Raw genomic sequence first — 16,252 nt, 5'->3', positions numbered from 1 at the left:
CGGCCACCTCGACCACCGCAACCCTCTCGTGTTCGATACGCGCGAGCTGGGTCGGCGTCCCGGTGCCATGAAGCGGCTGACCCGCACGGTGGACGCACCCGGTTCACCGATCCTGGGCATCGACGGCGTCATCGGCGTGCCGGAAGGCGCGCCCGTGGAGCTGGACCTCCGTCTCGAATCGGTCATGGAAGGGGTGCTTGTCACAGGCACCGCCCGTGCAACCGCCGAGGGGGAGTGCGTAAGGTGTCTGGAGCCGCTGACCGTAGAGGTCGAGGCGGATTTCCAGGAAATGTTCTCGTACCCTGACGCCGATGACCGGGGCCGCAGCAGTGCGGCGGAACCGGCCGACGACGTTGAGGACGACGAGGACAGGTTCTTCCTCGAGGACGGCTTGTTCGACCTCGAGACCATGCTGCGTGACGCGGTAGTGCTCGCACTGCCCATGCAGCCGGTGTGCAAGGAGACCTGCGCCGGTCTGTGTTCCGAATGCGGAATCAGGCTGGACGAGAATCCGGGCCACCACCACGATGCCCTCGACATGCGTTGGGCGGCACTGCAAGGACTCGCCGAGACCGTTCAGGACGGCGAGAAGGACAACATGGGCGGCGCCGAACCGGGCGTCGACGAGAAGCAGGAGAAGTAGCCGTGGCTGTTCCGAAGCGGAAGATGTCGCGCAGCAACACGCGCCACCGCCGGTCGCAGTGGAAGGCTGCGGTCCCCACCCTGGTTTCGTGCGAGCGTTGCCAGGAGCCCAAGCTCCAGCACATTGCGTGCCCGAGCTGCGGCACCTACAACAAGCGCCAGGTCCTCGAGGTCTGAGCGGCTGGTGAGAGGCCCGATGTCTGAGTTGTCCAGCGCCAAGAAGCAGGCAGACAACGTCAACACAGCCTCGTCCCACACGCTTCTGGAAGGGCGGCTCGGGTATCACCTCGAGTCCGCCCTTCTGGTGCGTGCGCTGACCCACCGTTCGTACGCATACGAGAACGGCGGTCTGCCCACCAACGAGCGGCTCGAATTCCTCGGGGATTCGGTGCTCGGCCTGGTGGTCACGGACACGCTGTACCGCACCCACCCCGACCTGCCCGAAGGCCAGCTGGCCAAGTTGCGGGCCGCGGTGGTCAACTCGCGTGCACTTGCGGAAGTGGGCCGCGGCCTCGAACTCGGCTCCTTCATCCGGCTCGGCCGCGGTGAAGAGGGCACGGGTGGCCGGGACAAGGCTTCCATCCTCGCCGACACACTGGAAGCGGTGATCGGCGCCGTCTATCTCGACCAGGGCCTCGGCGCGGCCTCGGAGCTGGTCCACCGGCTCTTCGACCCGCTGATCGACAGGTCCTCGAACCTCGGTGCCGGCCTGGACTGGAAGACCAGCCTCCAGGAGCTCACCGCGAGCGAGAGCCTCGGAGTCCCCGAGTACCTCGTCACGGAGACCGGTCCGGACCACGAGAAGACCTTCACTGCTGCCGCTCGCGTCGGTGGTGTCTCGTACGGCACCGGCACCGGCCGTAGCAAGAAGGAAGCGGAGCAGCAGGCGGCGGAGTCCGCCTGGCGCGAGATCAGCGCCGCCGCGGAGGCACGGCAGGCCGCGGAGAAGTCCGCGGCCGACGGAGGGGCCGCCGACACCCCTGCCGACCCGTTGCCGCACACGGACGCCGCTCCGGCCTGAAGCGGAACGGAAACCCCTCGGTGCCACGCGCACCGGGGGGTTTTCCCTGTCCCGGAAGCCGGCGCGCACGGCTTCCGGGCACCCTCCGGGGGCCCCTCCCGTGCTCCCGTACTACCGTCGTCGTGTCTGGAGTAGTGCATCGTGCCCGAGCTGCCCGAGGTCGAAGTCGTACGCCGGGGACTGGAGCGCTGGGTCAGCGGCCGCACCGTCACCGAGGTCGAGGTCCTGCACCCGCGCTCGGTCCGCCGGCACCTGGCGGGCGGCACCGACTTCGCCGCCCGGCTGCGCGGAGCCCGCTTCGGTACGGCGATGCGCCGCGGCAAGTACCTCTGGGTGCCGATCGAGGAGGCGTCCGTCTCGCTGCTCGGCCACCTGGGCATGAGCGGACAGCTGCTGGTGCGGCCGGCGGACGCGCCCGACGAGAAGCACCTGCGGGTCCGGCTGCGGTTCGACGACGCGCTCGGCACCGAACTGCGCTTCGTCGACCAGCGCACCTTCGGCGGGCTCTCGCTGCACGACACCACCCCCGACGGACTGCCCGACACCATCGCGCACATCGCCCGCGACCCCCTCGACCCGCTCTTCGACGACACCGCGTTCCACACCGCGCTGCGCCTGCGCCGTACGACGGTCAAGCGCGCCCTGCTCGACCAGTCGCTGATCAGTGGCGTCGGCAACATCTACGCGGACGAGGCGCTCTGGCGCGCCAGGCTGCACTACGACCGCCCGACCGCGACCCTGACCCGCACCAGGTCCGCCGAGCTGCTCGGCCACGCCCGTGACGTCATGAACGCGGCGCTCGCCCAGGGCGGCACCAGCTTCGACAGCCTGTACGTCAACGTGAACGGCGAGTCCGGCTACTTCGACCGGTCGCTCGACGCCTACGGCCGGGAGGGCGAGCCCTGCCACCGGTGCGGCACCCCGATGCGCCGCCGCGCCTGGATGAACCGCTCCAGCTACTACTGCCCGCGCTGTCAGCGGCCGCCGCGCGCCTCGTCATAACGCGCACGGACGGACAGCACGTCGTCCATCCGCTCCTCGACGCACCGGATCAGCCCGAGGAGCTTCTGCGCGACCTCGCGGCCGAACGGGGTGAGCTCGTAGTCCACCCGCGGCGGGTTGACCGGCTGCGCCTCCCGCCGGACGAGGCCGTCACGCTCCAGGGCGTGCAGGGTCTGGGAGAGCATCTTCTCGCTGACGCCGTCGACCCGGCGGCGCAGCTCGTTGAACCGGAGAGTCTCCTCGTACAGGGCGCCGAGCGTCAGGCCGCCCCACCGCCCGGTGACGTGCTCCAGCGTCGAGCGCGAGGGGCACTCCCGGGAGAAGACGTCGAACGCGAGGCGGTCCGTATCGCTGGCCATAGGCCGAGCTTACTCCCGCACAGCGCTCCCCCGGAGGGGGCGCTGTGCGGGAGTGCGCGGAGGGGCCGGGCGGCTCAGAAGCCGAAGTTCTGGACCCACCAGGGGCCCCCGGGGCCCTCGTGGATGCCGATGCCGACGGTCTTGTAGTCGCAGTTGAGAATGTTGGCGCGGTGGCCCTCGCTGTTCATCCACGCCGTCATCACGGCCCGGGCGTCCGCCTGGCCCCGGGCGATGTTCTCCGCGCCGAGGCCCTGCACGCCGGCCTGCGCGGCCCGGTCCCAGGGGGTGTCGCCGTCCGGGTCGGTGTGGTCGAAGAAGCCGCGGGCTGCCATGTCCTCGCCGAAGCTCTGGGCAAGGGAGGCCAGCGGGGCGCTGGTGCTCAGCGGGGAGCAGCCGGCCTTCGCGCGCTCCTCGTTCACCAGAGCCAGCACCTCGGTGCGGGCGGAGGCGTCGGTGGGCGACGGGCTCGGCTTCTCGCTGGGCGGCGGAGCGGCGGAGGTCTTCGGGGGCGCCGGGGCCCTGCTCGCCGGGGCCGTGCTCTTCTCCGGGGCCGAGGCGGGCGCCTTCGACTTCTCGGACGGGGTAGCGGTCGGCTTCTTCGACGCGGAGGGGCCGGCCGACTTCGACGGCGTCTTCGAGGGCGAGGCCGACGGCGTCTTGGACGGTGTCTTCGACGGGGCCTTGCCGGTCGGCGCCGGGCGCTCGGAACCCCGGCTGGTCGGGGAGGAGGACCGGTCGGCCGGCGCGGTGGAGCTGCCGCCCTGCGTCAGCAGGTCCGGAGCGCCGCCCGCCCGTACCTCGTCGGAGGCGGTGGTGCCGCCGGAGGTGTAGGTGTCGCCGCCGGGGATCAGACCCGAGGCGACGGCGACCGCCCCGACGGCCACGGCCGCCGAGACGCCGAGAAGTCCGGTGCGGATCGGCACGGCGGACTTCTTCCGGCGCGCGCCCCGGCGCCCGGAAGCGGCCCCGGCCGCGGATTCCTCAGCGACGGGGCCTGCGGCGGATCGTCGGTGGCGTCCCATGCGCTGTGCCTTCCTGATGCTCCGGACGCCGTTCGACGTCACTTGACCGCCCCGTTGATCGAATTCGGTGGCACGCGGAGCGAATGCCAAGTGATCGACTTTCCGTCGACATCCGTCCGATACTCACCCGATCGAGTGAGGCTGTTGCGACGGGACTGTAGCCCATGGGGGAATGGGGGCGACGTGCTTCGCGAGCAATGGGCCAGTTAGCGTTCGGGCATGAACGAAGAAGCGCGCCTCGTCATCTGGGTACGCGGCCGAGTACAGCAAGTAGGCTTCCGCTGGTTCACCAGGGCGAATGCTTTGGAGATCGGCGGTCTCATCGGCTTCGCCCTCAATCTCGACGACGGCAGGGTGCAGATCGTGGCCGAGGGGCCGCGTGAGAATTGCCACCGTCTCCTGGACTGGCTGCGGTCCGACGACACACCCGGGCGCGTGGACGGAGTGACAGAGATCTGGGACACCCCGCGCGGTGGGTACGACGGATTCGCCATCCGCTGATCCCGTCCCGTGCGGCCCACGCGGAGCCGTTCGGTGAACGCCGTCGCCCGGACGGTCACCGGGGCGCCGAGCCGGCCGCGCACCCGAAATGACCTGCGGCGGGACCGACTGCGGCCGATGGTTGCCAGATCCGGGATGTCGTGCAAGGCTGCGGCACAGACGAAGATCCGCACGCCCCTCGGGGTCCCGCAGGAGAGTCGCGCCGCATGATCGTCCGGCCGCGCGCCCCCGGGACACCCGGGCACACGGGGCGTGATCGTGTTGACCGTCAAACTTTTTGGTGAGACGCTGAAAACCCCGCGCACCTTAGCTGTTCGGTAGAGCTGATTAGCAGCAGAACCGCAGTGGTGACAGAGCCCTGCCGAGCATCGCGGGTGCGATCCCCTGACGACCCACACCGCATCGGTCGGTCACTCATTGTGGAGGACCATCCATCATGGCAAAGGCGCTTCTCGGTTACGTCGGCGGTTCCGACCCGCGACTCCTCGCCGAGATGCGACGGCTCCAGCAGCGCGTCCAGGACCTGGAATCCGAGCTCACCCGGATCCAGGACGAGAACGACGCGCTCAACGCCGCCGCCCAGCAAGAGTCGCTGCTCGACAGCATCGACATCGACGTACCCCAGGGCGAGCCTGCGCTGACCTGACCACGTTGGCCTTCGGGCCGGTCGGGCAAGGGCACGCTCAGTAGCCTCGGAACACCTCTGATCCGTCCTGCGTCACGGATCGCCGCCCCCGAACACCGGGTCCCCGCAGAACCGGGGATGTCGCTGTCCGGGCGGTTCGCGATGCGCCGCGCAGGCGTGCAGCCGGTTTCACCAAGACGCCGGCGAGATTCACAGGGACGCTTCGGCGTCCCTTTTTCTTTGTCCGCACCCCGCCCCCGGACGTACCGGCCTTCGCTTACCGTCTGATGTGCCCTGCACCTTCATCAGCGAAACCGAGAGTGAAAGGTAGAGTCCGGCGGCGTGCACCTCAAGGCCCTGACCCTGCGTGGTTTCAAATCGTTCGCGTCCGCCACCACCCTGCGGTTCGAACCGGGTATCACCTGTGTCGTCGGCCCCAATGGGTCCGGCAAGTCCAATGTGGTGGACGCGCTCTCCTGGGTCATGGGGGAACAGGGCGCCAAAACCCTGCGCGGCGGCAAGATGGAAGACGTGATCTTCGCCGGGACGACCGGCCGGCCCCCGCTCGGCCGCGCCGAAGTGTCGCTGACCATCGACAATTCCGACGGCGCCCTGCCCATCGAGTACGCCGAAGTGAAGATCACTCGGATCATGTTCCGCAATGGCGGCAGTGAATACCAGATCAATGGCGACACCTGCCGACTGCTCGACATCCAGGAACTCCTTTCCGACTCCGGCATCGGCCGCGAGATGCACGTCATCGTCGGGCAGGGACAGTTGGACTCCGTACTGCACGCCGACCCGATGGGCCGCCGGGCCTTCATCGAGGAGGCCGCGGGCGTGCTCAAGCACCGCAAGCGCAAGGAGAGGGCGCTGCGGAAGCTGGACGCGATGGGCGCCAACCTGGCCCGGGTCCAGGACCTCACCGACGAACTGCGCCGCCAGCTCAAGCCGCTCGGCCGGCAGGCCGCCGTCGCCCGCCGGGCAGCCGTCATCCAGGCCGACCTGCGCGACGCCCGGCTCAGGCTCCTCGCGGACGATCTGGTGACCCTGCGGCACGCGCTGCGCGACGAGATCGCCGACGAGGCGGAGCTGAAGAAACGCAAGGACGCGGCCGAGGGGGAGCTGAGGGCGGCCCTCGCCCGGGAGGCCGAGCTGGAGGGTGAGGTGCGCCGGCTCGCGCCCCGGCTCCAGCGCGCCCAGCAGACCTGGTACGAGCTGTCGCAGCTGGCCGAGCGGGTCCGGGGCACGATCTCGCTGGCCGACGCCCGGGTCCGCAGCTCCTCCGAGGCGCCCCCGGAGGAGCGCCGGGGCCGCGACCCCGAGGACCTGGAGCGCGAGGCCGCCCGGATCCGTGAGCAGGAGGCGGAGTTGACGGCCGCGCTGGAGGCGGCCGAACACGCGCTGGAGGACACCGTCGCCCACCGCGCCGACCTGGAACGCGAGCTGGCCGCCGAGGAGCGCCGGCTCAAGGACGCGGCCCGCGCCATCGCGGACCGGCGCGAAGGGCTCGCCCGGCTGAACGGCCAGGTCAACGCGGCTCGCAGCCGGACCGGTTCGGCGCAGGCCGAGATCGACCGGCTGGCCGCATCGCGCGACGAGGCGCAGGAGCGGGCGCTGCGCGCCCAGGAGGAGTACGAGCAGCTCAAGGCCGAGGTCGAGGGGCTGGACGCGGACGACGAGGAGCTGGCCGTCCGCCATGAGGAGGCCGAGCGGGCCCTCGCCGAGGCCCGGGCCGCCCACAGCACGGCGCGCGACGAGGCGACCGCCGCCGAGCGCCGGCGGGCGGCGGTCGCGGCCCGGCACGAGGCGCTGGCCCTGGGGCTGCGCCGCAAGGACGGTACGGAGGCACTGCTCGGGGCCCGGGACCGGCTGGCCGGGCTCCTCGGCCCGGCCGCCGAACTGCTGACCGTCGAGCCCGGGTACGAGGTCGCGGTGGCCGCCGCCCTCGGCACGGCGGCGGACGCCGTGGCCGTCGCGGACCCGGCCACGGCCACCGACGCGATCCGACTGCTGCGCGAACGGGACGCGGGGCGCGCGGCGATGCTGCTGGGCGCGGACCCCGCGGGCACGGACGGCGCGGGCACCGCACCCGCGGGCACGGACTCCGTGGGCTTCGGGTCCGCCGCCGCGGCCCCGCCCCCTCGCGTACCGGAGCAGACCGGTGAGCGGGTGGACGCCGGGGAGGAGGCCCCCCGCCCCACGTCTGCCGCGCTGCCCGGACAGGACGGCGCTCCCGAAGGCACGGCACCCGCGCCCGCCGCGCGGCACGCCGCCCCGGACGCCGCCGCACTTCCGGCGGGCCGCGCGGACACGGCCGGGCTCCCGGCCGGCGGCCACGCCGATACGACCACGGTCCCGGCGGGCCGCGCGGACACGGCCGGGCTCCCGGCCGGCGGCCACGCCGACACGACCACGGTCCCGGCGGGCCGCGCCGATCCGCCCACCGCCCTCGCCGCGCCCGCCGTCGCCGCCCTGGTGCGGGGGCCCGCCGCCCTGGTCGGCGCCGTCCACCGCCTCGTCCGGGACATGGTGGTCGTCGGGACGCTGGAGGACGCCGAGGAAGTGGTCGCCGCGCACCCCGGGCTGACCGCGGTGACCGCTGAGGGCGACGTGCTCTCCGCCCACTTCGCGTACGGCGGGTCGGCCGGGGCGCCCAGCCTCCTGGAGGTTCGGGCCTCCGTCGACGAGGCGGCCGCCGAGCTGGCCGCCCTGGCCGTGCGGTGCGAGGAGCTGGCCGAGGCGCAGCGTCGCGCGGGGGAGCGGCGCACGGAGCAGGCCGCGCTGGTCGAGGAGCTGGGGGAGCGCCGACGAGCGGCCGAGCGGGAGAAGTCCGGCGTCGCCCAGCAGCTCGGGCGGCTCGCCGGGCAGGCCCGGGGGGCCGCCGGCGAGGCCGAGCGCATGGCGGCGTCCGCCGCGCGCGCACAGGAGGCCCTGGAGCGGGCGACGGAGGAGGCCGAGGAGCTGGCCGAACGGCTGCTGGTCGCCGAGGAGGCCCCGGCCGAGGAGGAGCCCGACACCTCCCGGCGGGACCGGCTCGCCGCCGACGGCGCCAACGCCCGCCAGACGGAGATGGAGGCCCGGCTCCAGGCCCGTACGCACGAGGAGCGGGTCAAGGCGCTGGCCGGGCGCGCGGATGCGCTGGACCGGGCGGCCCGCGTGGAACGGGAGGCGCGCACCCGTGCGGAACAGCGTCGGGCCCGGTTGCGCCACGAGGCCGAGGTCGCCTCGGCCGTCGCCTCGGGGGCCCGTCAGCTGCTGGCGCACGTCGAGGTGTCCCTCGTACGGGCCGACCAGGAGCGGACGTCGGCCGAGGCGGCGAAGGGCGAGCGGGAGCGGGAGCTGGCCGTCGAGCGCGACCGGGGCCGTGGGCTCAAGGACGAGCTGGACAAGCTCACCGACTCGGTCCACCGGGGCGAGGTGCTGGGCGCCGAGAAGCGGCTGCGGATCGAGGCGCTGGAGACGAAGGCCCTGGAGGAGCTGGGCGTGGAGCCCGCCGGTCTGACCGCGGAGTACGGTCCGGACCAGCTGGTTCCGCCGTCGCCCGCAGCGGAGGGCGAGGAACTGCCAGAGGACCCGGAGCATCCGCGCAACCGGCCGAAGCCGTATCTGCGGGCCGAGCAGGAGAAGCGGCTGCGGTCGGCCGAACGGGCGTACCAGCAACTCGGGAAGGTGAATCCGCTCGCCCTGGAGGAGTTCTCCGCACTGGAGGAACGGCACAAGTTCCTGTCCGAGCAGCTTGAAGACCTGAAGAAGACCCGGGCCGATCTGCTCCAGGTGATCAAGGAAGTGGACGAGCGGGTCGAGCAGGTCTTCACAGAGGCGTACCGGGACACCGCCCGTGAGTTCGAGGGCGTCTTCTCGCGGCTCTTCCCCGGCGGAGAGGGACGGCTCGTCCTGACCGACCCGGACGACATGCTCGCCACCGGGGTGGACGTCGAGGCCCGCCCGCCGGGCAAGAAGGTGAAGCGGCTCTCCCTGCTGTCGGGGGGCGAGCGGTCGCTGACGGCGGTCGCCCTGCTGGTGTCGATCTTCAAGGCCCGGCCCAGTCCGTTCTACGTGATGGACGAGGTCGAGGCCGCGCTCGACGACACCAATCTGCAACGGCTGATCCGGATCATGGAGGAGCTCCAGGAGAGTTCCCAGCTCATCGTGATCACGCACCAGAAGCGGACGATGGAGGTCGCCGACGCGTTGTACGGCGTGTCGATGCAGGGCGACGGGGTCTCGAAGGTCATCAGCCAGCGGCTGCGCTGACTCTTCACCAAATCATCAGATGTGTGACGCACCTTCCGGGCGCCCCTGGGTACACGCGGATCGACCCACTGTTTGACTTCGCTTCTTGAACGCATAACCTCTGCAAGGTCGATTTAGCCTTCAAGTGGTGGCGGGCGGGATGGTGTGCCCCACTAGGAAGGCTCACCCCCCACGTCTGACTTGCGGCCAGGCATCAGGAGCTCACGTGACCAGCACAGCGAACGGACCCGAGTCCGCGGCCCGAGCGGCCCACCCGGACCACCTCGGCCATGTCATCTTCATCACCGCGGCCGCCGCGATGGGCGGCTTCCTCTTCGGCTACGACAGCTCCGTCATCAACGGGGCCGTCGAAGCGATCCGCGACCGGTACGACATCGGGTCCGGCACGCTCGCCCAGGTCATCGCCGTCGCGCTGATCGGCTGTGCGATCGGCGCCGCCACCGCCGGCCGGATCGCGGACCGGATCGGCCGCATCCGCTGTATGCGGATCGCCGCGGTGCTCTTCACGGCCAGCGCGATCGGTTCCGCGCTGCCGTTCGCGCTCTGGGACCTCGCCATGTGGCGCATCGTCGGCGGCTTCGCCATCGGCATGGCCTCGGTGATCGGCCCGGCCTACATCGCCGAGGTCTCCCCGCCCGCCTACCGCGGCCGGCTCGGCTCCTTCCAGCAGGCCGCGATCGTCATCGGCATCGCCATCTCCCAGCTGGTCAACTACGCGGTCCTCCAGATCGCCGACGGCGACCAGCGCGGCGAGATCATGGGCCTGGAGGCATGGCAGTGGATGCTCGGCGTGATGGTCGTCCCGGCCATCCTGTACGGGCTGCTCTCCTTCGCCATCCCCGAGTCCCCGCGCTTCCTCATCTCGGTCGGCCGGAAGGAGCAGGCGCGCAAGATCCTCGAAGAGGTCGAGGGCAAGAACATCGACCTCGACGCCCGCGTGGCCGAGATCGAGACCGCGATGCACCGTGAGCACAAGTCCTCCTTCAGGGACCTGCTCGGCAACCGCTTCTTCTTCCTGCCCATCGTCTGGGTCGGCATCGGCCTCTCGATGTTCCAGCAGCTCGTCGGCATCAACGTCGCGTTCTACTACTCGGCGACGCTGTGGCAGTCCGTCGGCATCGACCCGACCGACTCGTTCTTCTACTCCTTCACCACCTCGATCATCAACATCATCGGAACGGTGATCGCGATGGTGCTGGTGGACCGGGTGGGCCGCAGGCCGCTCGCCCTCGTCGGCTCCGTCGGTATGGCGCTCGCGCTCGCCGTCGAGGCGTGGGCCTTCTCCGCCGACCTGGTCGACGGCAAGCTGCCCGAAACCCAGGGTGTCGTGGCCCTGATCGCCGCCCACACCTTCGTGCTCTTCTTCGCCCTGTCGTGGGGTGTCGTCGTCTGGGTCTTCCTGGGCGAGATGTTCCCGAACCGCCTCCGCGCCGCCGCCCTCGGCGTCGCCGTCTTCGCACAGTGGATCGCCAACTGGGCGATCACCGCCAGCTTCCCGAGCCTGGCCGACTGGAACCTCTCGGGGACGTACATCATCTACACCTGCTTCGCCGTGCTCTCGATCCCCTTCGTGCTGAAATTCGTGAAGGAGACCAAGGGCAAGGCGCTGGAGGAGATGGGCTGAGGAGCGTCCGTCCGGCCGCCCCCTGCCCCGCTGCCCCTCTCCTCGATCGACGGTCCCGGCTCACCGAGCCGGGGCCGCCGGCTTTTCCAGCGCGCCGCAGAACAGCCGCAGGCTGCGCCACCCCTCCTCCACCGGCATCCCGCCGCACAGCGGATGCAGCACCACGATCTCCGCCTCCAGGGCCCGCAGCCCGTCCGGCGTGACGATCCGGTACACCCCTTCCTCGCGCAGCTCCGCCACCGTCGACGCCGAGGAGCGCACCGCCGAGCGGATGTCCTCGGACTGCCAGGAGGCGTACGTGCGCGCCTCGTGCAGCAGGTGCCCGCCGTACGGCGCCCACGCCCGCTCCGGGTCCTCGGAGAAGTGCAGCAGCGGTGTGCGCCGCGAGGGCATCATGTAGAAGCCCTCCGTCCCGTGCTCCGCGCGCCGCTCGTGGTAGTAAGCCTCCAGCTCCGGCAGATACGCGCTCGGGAACAGCGGCAGCCCCAGCCGGGCCGCCCGCCGCGCCGCCGCCCGCGAGCTGCCGCCGACCAGCAGCAGGGGGTGCGGCCGCGTGTACGGGCGCGGGGTGACGCGTACCGTACGGCCCCGGTACGGGAACGGCTCCCCGGTCCACGCCGCCAGCAGCGTCTCCAGCAGCTCGTCCCGGAGCCTGCCGCGCCGCCCCCACGCGACCCCGGCCCGCTCGTACTCCTCGGGGCGGTAGCCGATCCCCGCGACCGTCACCAGCCGGCCCCCGCTCAGCAGGTCCAGCACCGCGATGTCCTCCGCGAGGCGCAGCGGGTCGTGCAGCGGCCCGATGATCGCCGACACGGTCACCGCGATCCGGCGGGTGGCGCCGAAGACCGCCCCGGCGAAGGTGAAGGGCGAGGGCAGCCAGGAGTCCGCCACGCCGTGGTGCTCCTCCGTCTGCACGGTGTCGACACCGCGCTCGTCCGCGTACGCCACCATCTCCAGGGCGGCGCGGTAGCGGGCCGAGAGCGACGCGGGTGCGGAGCCGGGCTCGACGGGATTGAACCGGACCACGGTGAAGGCCATCAGAGGCGTCCCTTCGCATGGTGGACGGGGTGGACGGAGCGGTCGGGCCGGCGGTGCGGGCCCGGGCCGCGGGTGGGCGGCACGGTAGCTGACGAAGCGTCAGAAGTGTAGGGGTGGGTATGCGCATTGCCGCCAAAAGGTGCATATGGCTCCGGCGGATCGCCGGGGGCGGGCCGAGGCAGCGCCCGCGGTACGGCCGTGGCCGATACTGGACGGGTTATGGAACTCGTCGAAATCGTCATCCTCGCTGTAGTCATCGCCCTGGTCGCCGTCGGCCTGGTCGGCGGGCTCGTGGTCGGCAGCCGCAAGAAGAAGAAGCTGCCGCCCCCGCCGCCGAGCGCGCCGACCATCACCCCTCCCGCCGAACCGCAGGTCGGCGAGGAGGCCGAGACGCCGCGCGACGAAGCGCGGCGCACCATCGACGAAGTCGGCCTCCCGGACGCCACCGCGCCCGTGGAGGTGGCCCCGGTCGCCGAGGCCCCCGTGCTGGAGGTCCCCGAGCCCACGGCCGGCCGGCTCGTCCGCCTGCGGGCCCGGCTCGCCCGCTCGCAGAACTCGCTGGGCAAGGGGCTCCTCACCCTGCTCTCCCGCGACAACCTCGATGAGGACACCTGGGAGGAGATCGAGGACACCCTCCTCACCGCCGACGTCGGCGTCGCCCCCACCCAGGAACTGGTCGAGCGGCTCCGTGAGCGCGTCCGCGTACTCGGCACGCGTACCCCCGAGGACCTGCGCACCCTGCTCCGCGAAGAACTGATCACCCTGCTCGGCCCCGACTTCGACCGCGAGGTCAAGACCGAGGGCGGCGCCGAGACCCCCGGCGTCGTCATGGTCGTCGGCGTCAACGGCACCGGCAAGACCACCACCACCGGCAAGCTGGCCCGGGTGCTCGTCGCCGACGGCCGCAGTGTGGTGCTCGGCGCGGCCGACACCTTCCGCGCCGCCGCCGCCGACCAGCTCCAGACCTGGGGCGAACGCGTCGGCGCCCGCACCGTCCGCGGGCCCGAGGGCGGCGACCCCGCGTCGATCGCCTACGACGCGGTCAAGGAAGGCATCGCCGAGGGCGCCGACGTCGTCCTCATCGACACCGCGGGCCGGCTGCACACCAAGACCGGCCTCATGGACGAGCTGGGCAAGGTCAAGCGCGTCGTGGAGAAGCACGGCCCGCTGGACGAGATCCTGCTCGTCCTCGACGCCACCACCGGACAGAACGGCCTCGTCCAGGCCCGGGTGTTCGCGGAGGTCGTGGACATCACCGGCATCGTGCTCACCAAGCTCGACGGCACCGCCAAGGGCGGCATCGTCATCGCGGTCCAGCGCGAGCTGGGCGTGCCCGTGAAGCTGATCGGCCTCGGCGAAGGGGCGGACGACCTCGCCCCGTTCGAGCCGGGCGCCTTCGTGGACGCCCTGATCGGCGACTGACCCGCGTTCTCGCACCCGGCACGGCCCCGCACGGCGGACGGGCGGCAGGCTCCTCGCAGGAGCCGCCGCCCGTCCGCCGTCGCCGTGTCCGCCTACGAGCGGTGGCAGACGTACGCCAGGGTCCCCAGCAGCAACCGCGCCTGCGGGGGAGCCGTCGCGGTGTCCAGCGCCGGGGGGCGCAGCCAGCGGACCGGGCCGAGGCCGCCGAGGTCGCAGGGCGGGGCGGTGATGTGCGTCCCCGGGCCCAGCGCGCGCAGGTCGAGGCCCGTGTCGTCCCAACCCATCCGGTAGAGCAGCTCGGGCAGCTCGGCGGCGGCCCCGGGGGCGACGAGGAACTGCGCCCGCCCGGTCGGCGTCACCGCGACCGGCCCCGACGGCAGCCCCATCCGCTCCATCCGCACCAGTGCGCGCCGCCCAGCCTGCTCCGCGACCTCCAGGACGTCGAAGGAGCGGCCCACCGGCAGCAGCATCGCCGCTCCCGGTGTCCTGGCCCAGGCGTCCGAGGCGTGGTCCAGGCCGGTGCCCGGCGGGACCTCCCGGGCGAACCCGAGAGGGTGGGCTCCCGGCGCCGGGCAGTCCGGAGCGCCGCACGAGCAGGAGCCGGCCCGGGCCCGCGCCCCGGGCGTCACCGCCCAGCCCCACAGTCCCGTGTACTCGGCCACCGCCGTGCCCTCGGTGCCGCGGTGGCGTCGCCGCGCACCGGATCGCATCTCGCGGATGCCGCCGATCGTGAAGCCCATGCCCCCTCCAACGGGTCCGGCTCGTCGGTGGTTACGACCCGCGCCGCCCGGGTAACCCTCCGTCGCTGCACACTCGATCGAGTGGCGTGCGCGGTAGTGCGACCAGGGAGTGCGACAGGGTGTGCGCGCCCCCGAGTGCTTCCGTCCGCTCGCCCTCGGTCCTGATCGCTCAAGTCAAGCGCGCTCAGCGGCAGTCGGGTTCATTCGAAGGGGTGGCGAATGGTGGCGTTTGCTCAATCCGCCTCGCGAGAGGGGTGATCGTAGGATTACCGTCGGTACGCGAACCCTGGAAGTATGTGCGCCCACGGGTATGCCGCAGGCAACCCGCTTCCCTGTTCGAGGGTGTCCAACTCCCGTACGGGCAGCACCGATGCACGGCATTTATGCACAGCATTCCGATAATGGTTCGCGCGATGAGGTTTCGGCGGGATGGGGGCGTTCCAGTGAGTGGCAGCGGCACGGGCGACACGGATGCCGGGAAGCGTCCCAACGAGCAGTTGGGGTCGTGGTTCGTGCGCAGCGGCTGGTCCAAGGGCGAGCTGGCACGCCAGGTGAACCGGCGGGCGCGGCAGATGGGCGCCCTCCACATCAGCACCGACACCTCCCGGGTGCGGCGCTGGCTCGACGGCGAACAACCGCGGGAGCCCATCCCGCGCATCCTGTCCGAGCTGTTCTCGGAACGCTTCGGAGCCGTCGTCGCCGTCGAGCAGCTCGGACTGCGCACCGCCCACCAGTCACCCTCGGTGGCCGGAGTCGACCTGCCCTGGGCCGGCCCCCAGACCGTCGCCCTGCTCAGCGAGTTCTCCCGCAGCGACCTGATGCTCGCCCGTCGCGGCTTCCTCGGCAGCTCGCTGGCGCTGGCCGCGGGGCCCGCCCTCATCGAGCCGATGCAGCGCTGGCTGGTGCCCGTGCCCGCCCAGACCCGGGGCGAACCGGAGTCCCCGGCCGCCCACCGCCCCTCCCGGCTCTCCCGGCCCGAACTGGACCTGCTGGAGTCGACCACCGCGATGTTCCGGCAGTGGGACGCCCAGTGCGGCGGCGGACTGCGCCGCAAGGCCGTCGTCGGGCAGCTGCACGAGGTCACCGACCTGCTCCAGGAGCCCCAGCCCGGGCCCACCGCCCGGCGCCTCTTCCGCTGCGCCGCCGAACTGGCCGAGCTGGCCGGCTGGATGAGTTACGACGTCGGTCTCCAGCCCACCGCCCAGAAGTACTTCGTGCTCGCCCTGCACGCCGCCAAGGAGGCCGGCGACAGACCGCTCGGCAGCTACATCCTGTCCAGCATGAGCCGCCAGATGATCCACCTGGGCCGCCCCGACGACGCCCTGGAGCTGATCCACCTCGCGCAGTACGGCAGCCGCGACTGCGCCACCTCCCGTACGCAGGCGATGCTGTACGCGATGGAGGCCCGCGCCTACGCCAACATGGGCCAGCCCAGCAAGTGCAAGCGGGCCGTCCGGATGGCCGAGGACACCTTCCTGGACGCCGGCCTCGACGGCGAGCCCGAACCCGACTGGATCCGCTTCTTCTCCGAGGCCGAGCTGAACGGCGAGAACGCCCACTCCTACCGCGACCTGGCCTACGTCGCCGGCCGCAGCCCCACCTACGCCTCACTCGCCGAGCCCGTGATGGAGAAGGCCGTCGAGCTGTTCGGCGAGGACGACGAGCACCAGCGCTCCTACGCGCTCAACCTCATCGGCATGGCCACCGTCCACCTCCTCCAGCGCGAGCCCGAGGAGTCCACCGTGCTCGCCGCCCGCGCCCTGAAGATCGCCAAGAAGGTCCGTTCCGAGCGGGTGAACACCCGCCTGCGCAAGACGGTCGACACCGCCGCCAGGGACTTCGGCGATGTCGCCGACGTCGCCCGGCTCACCGAGCTGCTCCACGAGCAGCTGCCGGAGACCGCCGAAGCGGTCTGACCGGCACTCCCGGCCCCGGCCGCGGCGCCCCTCCCGTACAGCCCGACCCGGCTCCCCCATCGCCTGGTCACCCGGAGGGCCGC

Annotated in this window: 14 protein-coding genes; 10 read left to right on the top strand and 4 right to left on the bottom strand. The window is 71.9% G+C overall.

All coding sequences use genetic code 11. From position 1 onward, the window contains the following. Window positions 1–28: 28 nt before the first annotated feature. The 4 genes from ACIQMU_RS00625 (at window position 29) to mutM (ending at window position 2,665) form a co-directional block, all read left to right on the top strand. Window positions 29–643, top strand: a complete 615-nt coding sequence (locus ACIQMU_RS00625; RefSeq protein ID WP_352238419.1) for a DUF177 domain-containing protein — start codon at window positions 29–31, stop codon at window positions 641–643. A 2-nt stretch (window positions 644–645) separates the two neighbouring features. Beyond that, window positions 646–819, top strand: a complete 174-nt coding sequence (gene rpmF, locus ACIQMU_RS00620; protein WP_003965982.1) for a 50S ribosomal protein L32 — start codon at window positions 646–648, stop codon at window positions 817–819. Between the two features lie 19 nt (window positions 820–838). Then, the gene (gene rnc / locus ACIQMU_RS00615) at window positions 839–1,663 is read left to right on the top strand and encodes a ribonuclease III (RefSeq protein ID WP_352238420.1); all 825 of its coding nucleotides are present in this window, start codon (window positions 839–841) and stop codon (window positions 1,661–1,663) included. A 141-nt stretch (window positions 1,664–1,804) separates the two neighbouring features. Continuing rightward, window positions 1,805–2,665 carry a bifunctional DNA-formamidopyrimidine glycosylase/DNA-(apurinic or apyrimidinic site) lyase gene (gene mutM, locus ACIQMU_RS00610; RefSeq protein WP_352238421.1) on the top strand — a complete coding sequence of 287 codons (861 nt, stop codon included), beginning with the start codon at window positions 1,805–1,807 and terminating at the stop codon, window positions 2,663–2,665. Here mutM and ACIQMU_RS00605 read toward each other — a convergent pair. Beyond that, window positions 2,638–3,024 (bottom strand): winged helix-turn-helix transcriptional regulator, encoded by a 387-nt coding sequence (locus ACIQMU_RS00605; protein ID WP_402687981.1) that lies wholly within the window; start codon window positions 3,022–3,024, stop codon window positions 2,638–2,640. The two genes, mutM and ACIQMU_RS00605, sit on opposite strands and share 28 nt — an antisense overlap. 74 nt (window positions 3,025–3,098) lie before the next feature. Continuing rightward, on the bottom strand, window positions 3,099–4,046 hold the full coding sequence (locus ACIQMU_RS00600) for a CAP domain-containing protein (RefSeq protein WP_402687980.1): 948 nt from the start codon (window positions 4,044–4,046) through the stop codon (window positions 3,099–3,101). Window positions 4,047–4,265: 219 nt separating this feature from the next. Here ACIQMU_RS00600 and ACIQMU_RS00595 point away from each other — a divergent pair, with 219 nt between their 5' ends. The 4 genes from ACIQMU_RS00595 (at window position 4,266) to ACIQMU_RS00580 (ending at window position 11,053) form a co-directional block, all read left to right on the top strand. Then, complete coding sequence (locus ACIQMU_RS00595; protein WP_352238424.1) at window positions 4,266–4,547, top strand: acylphosphatase; 282 nt, start codon at window positions 4,266–4,268, stop codon at window positions 4,545–4,547. A 436-nt stretch (window positions 4,548–4,983) separates the two neighbouring features. Continuing rightward, window positions 4,984–5,193, top strand: coding sequence for a hypothetical protein (locus ACIQMU_RS00590; RefSeq protein WP_352238425.1), 210 nt, complete (start codon window positions 4,984–4,986; stop codon window positions 5,191–5,193). A gap of 321 nt (window positions 5,194–5,514) precedes the next feature. Further along, a complete protein-coding gene (locus ACIQMU_RS00585) occupies window positions 5,515–9,429 on the top strand; it encodes an AAA family ATPase (RefSeq protein WP_402687979.1) in 3,915 nt (1,304 codons plus the stop codon). Between the two features lie 205 nt (window positions 9,430–9,634). Next, complete coding sequence (locus ACIQMU_RS00580; protein WP_352238427.1) at window positions 9,635–11,053, top strand: sugar porter family MFS transporter; 1,419 nt, start codon at window positions 9,635–9,637, stop codon at window positions 11,051–11,053. 60 nt (window positions 11,054–11,113) lie between these two features. Here ACIQMU_RS00580 and ACIQMU_RS00575 read toward each other — a convergent pair whose 3' ends face one another. Then, window positions 11,114–12,091: an LLM class flavin-dependent oxidoreductase gene (locus ACIQMU_RS00575; RefSeq protein ID WP_402687978.1), complete on the bottom strand. Its 978-nt coding sequence runs from the start codon at window positions 12,089–12,091 to the stop codon at window positions 11,114–11,116. A 219-nt stretch (window positions 12,092–12,310) separates the two neighbouring features. On the opposite strand from ACIQMU_RS00575, the gene ftsY reads away from it, so the two are divergent. Beyond that, window positions 12,311–13,513, top strand: a complete 1,203-nt coding sequence (gene ftsY / locus ACIQMU_RS00570; RefSeq protein WP_352238429.1) for a signal recognition particle-docking protein FtsY — start codon at window positions 12,311–12,313, stop codon at window positions 13,511–13,513. Window positions 13,514–13,605: 92 nt separating this feature from the next. Here ftsY and ACIQMU_RS00565 read toward each other — a convergent pair whose 3' ends face one another. Continuing rightward, the gene (locus ACIQMU_RS00565) at window positions 13,606–14,253 is read right to left on the bottom strand and encodes a bifunctional DNA primase/polymerase (protein ID WP_352238430.1); all 648 of its coding nucleotides are present in this window, start codon (window positions 14,251–14,253) and stop codon (window positions 13,606–13,608) included. Between the two features lie 443 nt (window positions 14,254–14,696). On the opposite strand from ACIQMU_RS00565, the gene ACIQMU_RS00560 reads away from it, so the two are divergent. After that, entirely contained in the window at window positions 14,697–16,169 is a 1,473-nt protein-coding gene (locus ACIQMU_RS00560; protein ID WP_352238431.1) for a hypothetical protein, read from the top strand. Window positions 16,170–16,252 lie beyond the last annotated feature (83 nt).

It is taken from the genome of Streptomyces sp. NPDC091649, assembly GCF_044756785.1.
Classification (GTDB): Bacteria; Actinomycetota; Actinomycetes; order Streptomycetales; family Streptomycetaceae; genus Streptomyces.
This window is presented reverse-complemented; position numbering and strand designations above follow the sequence as displayed.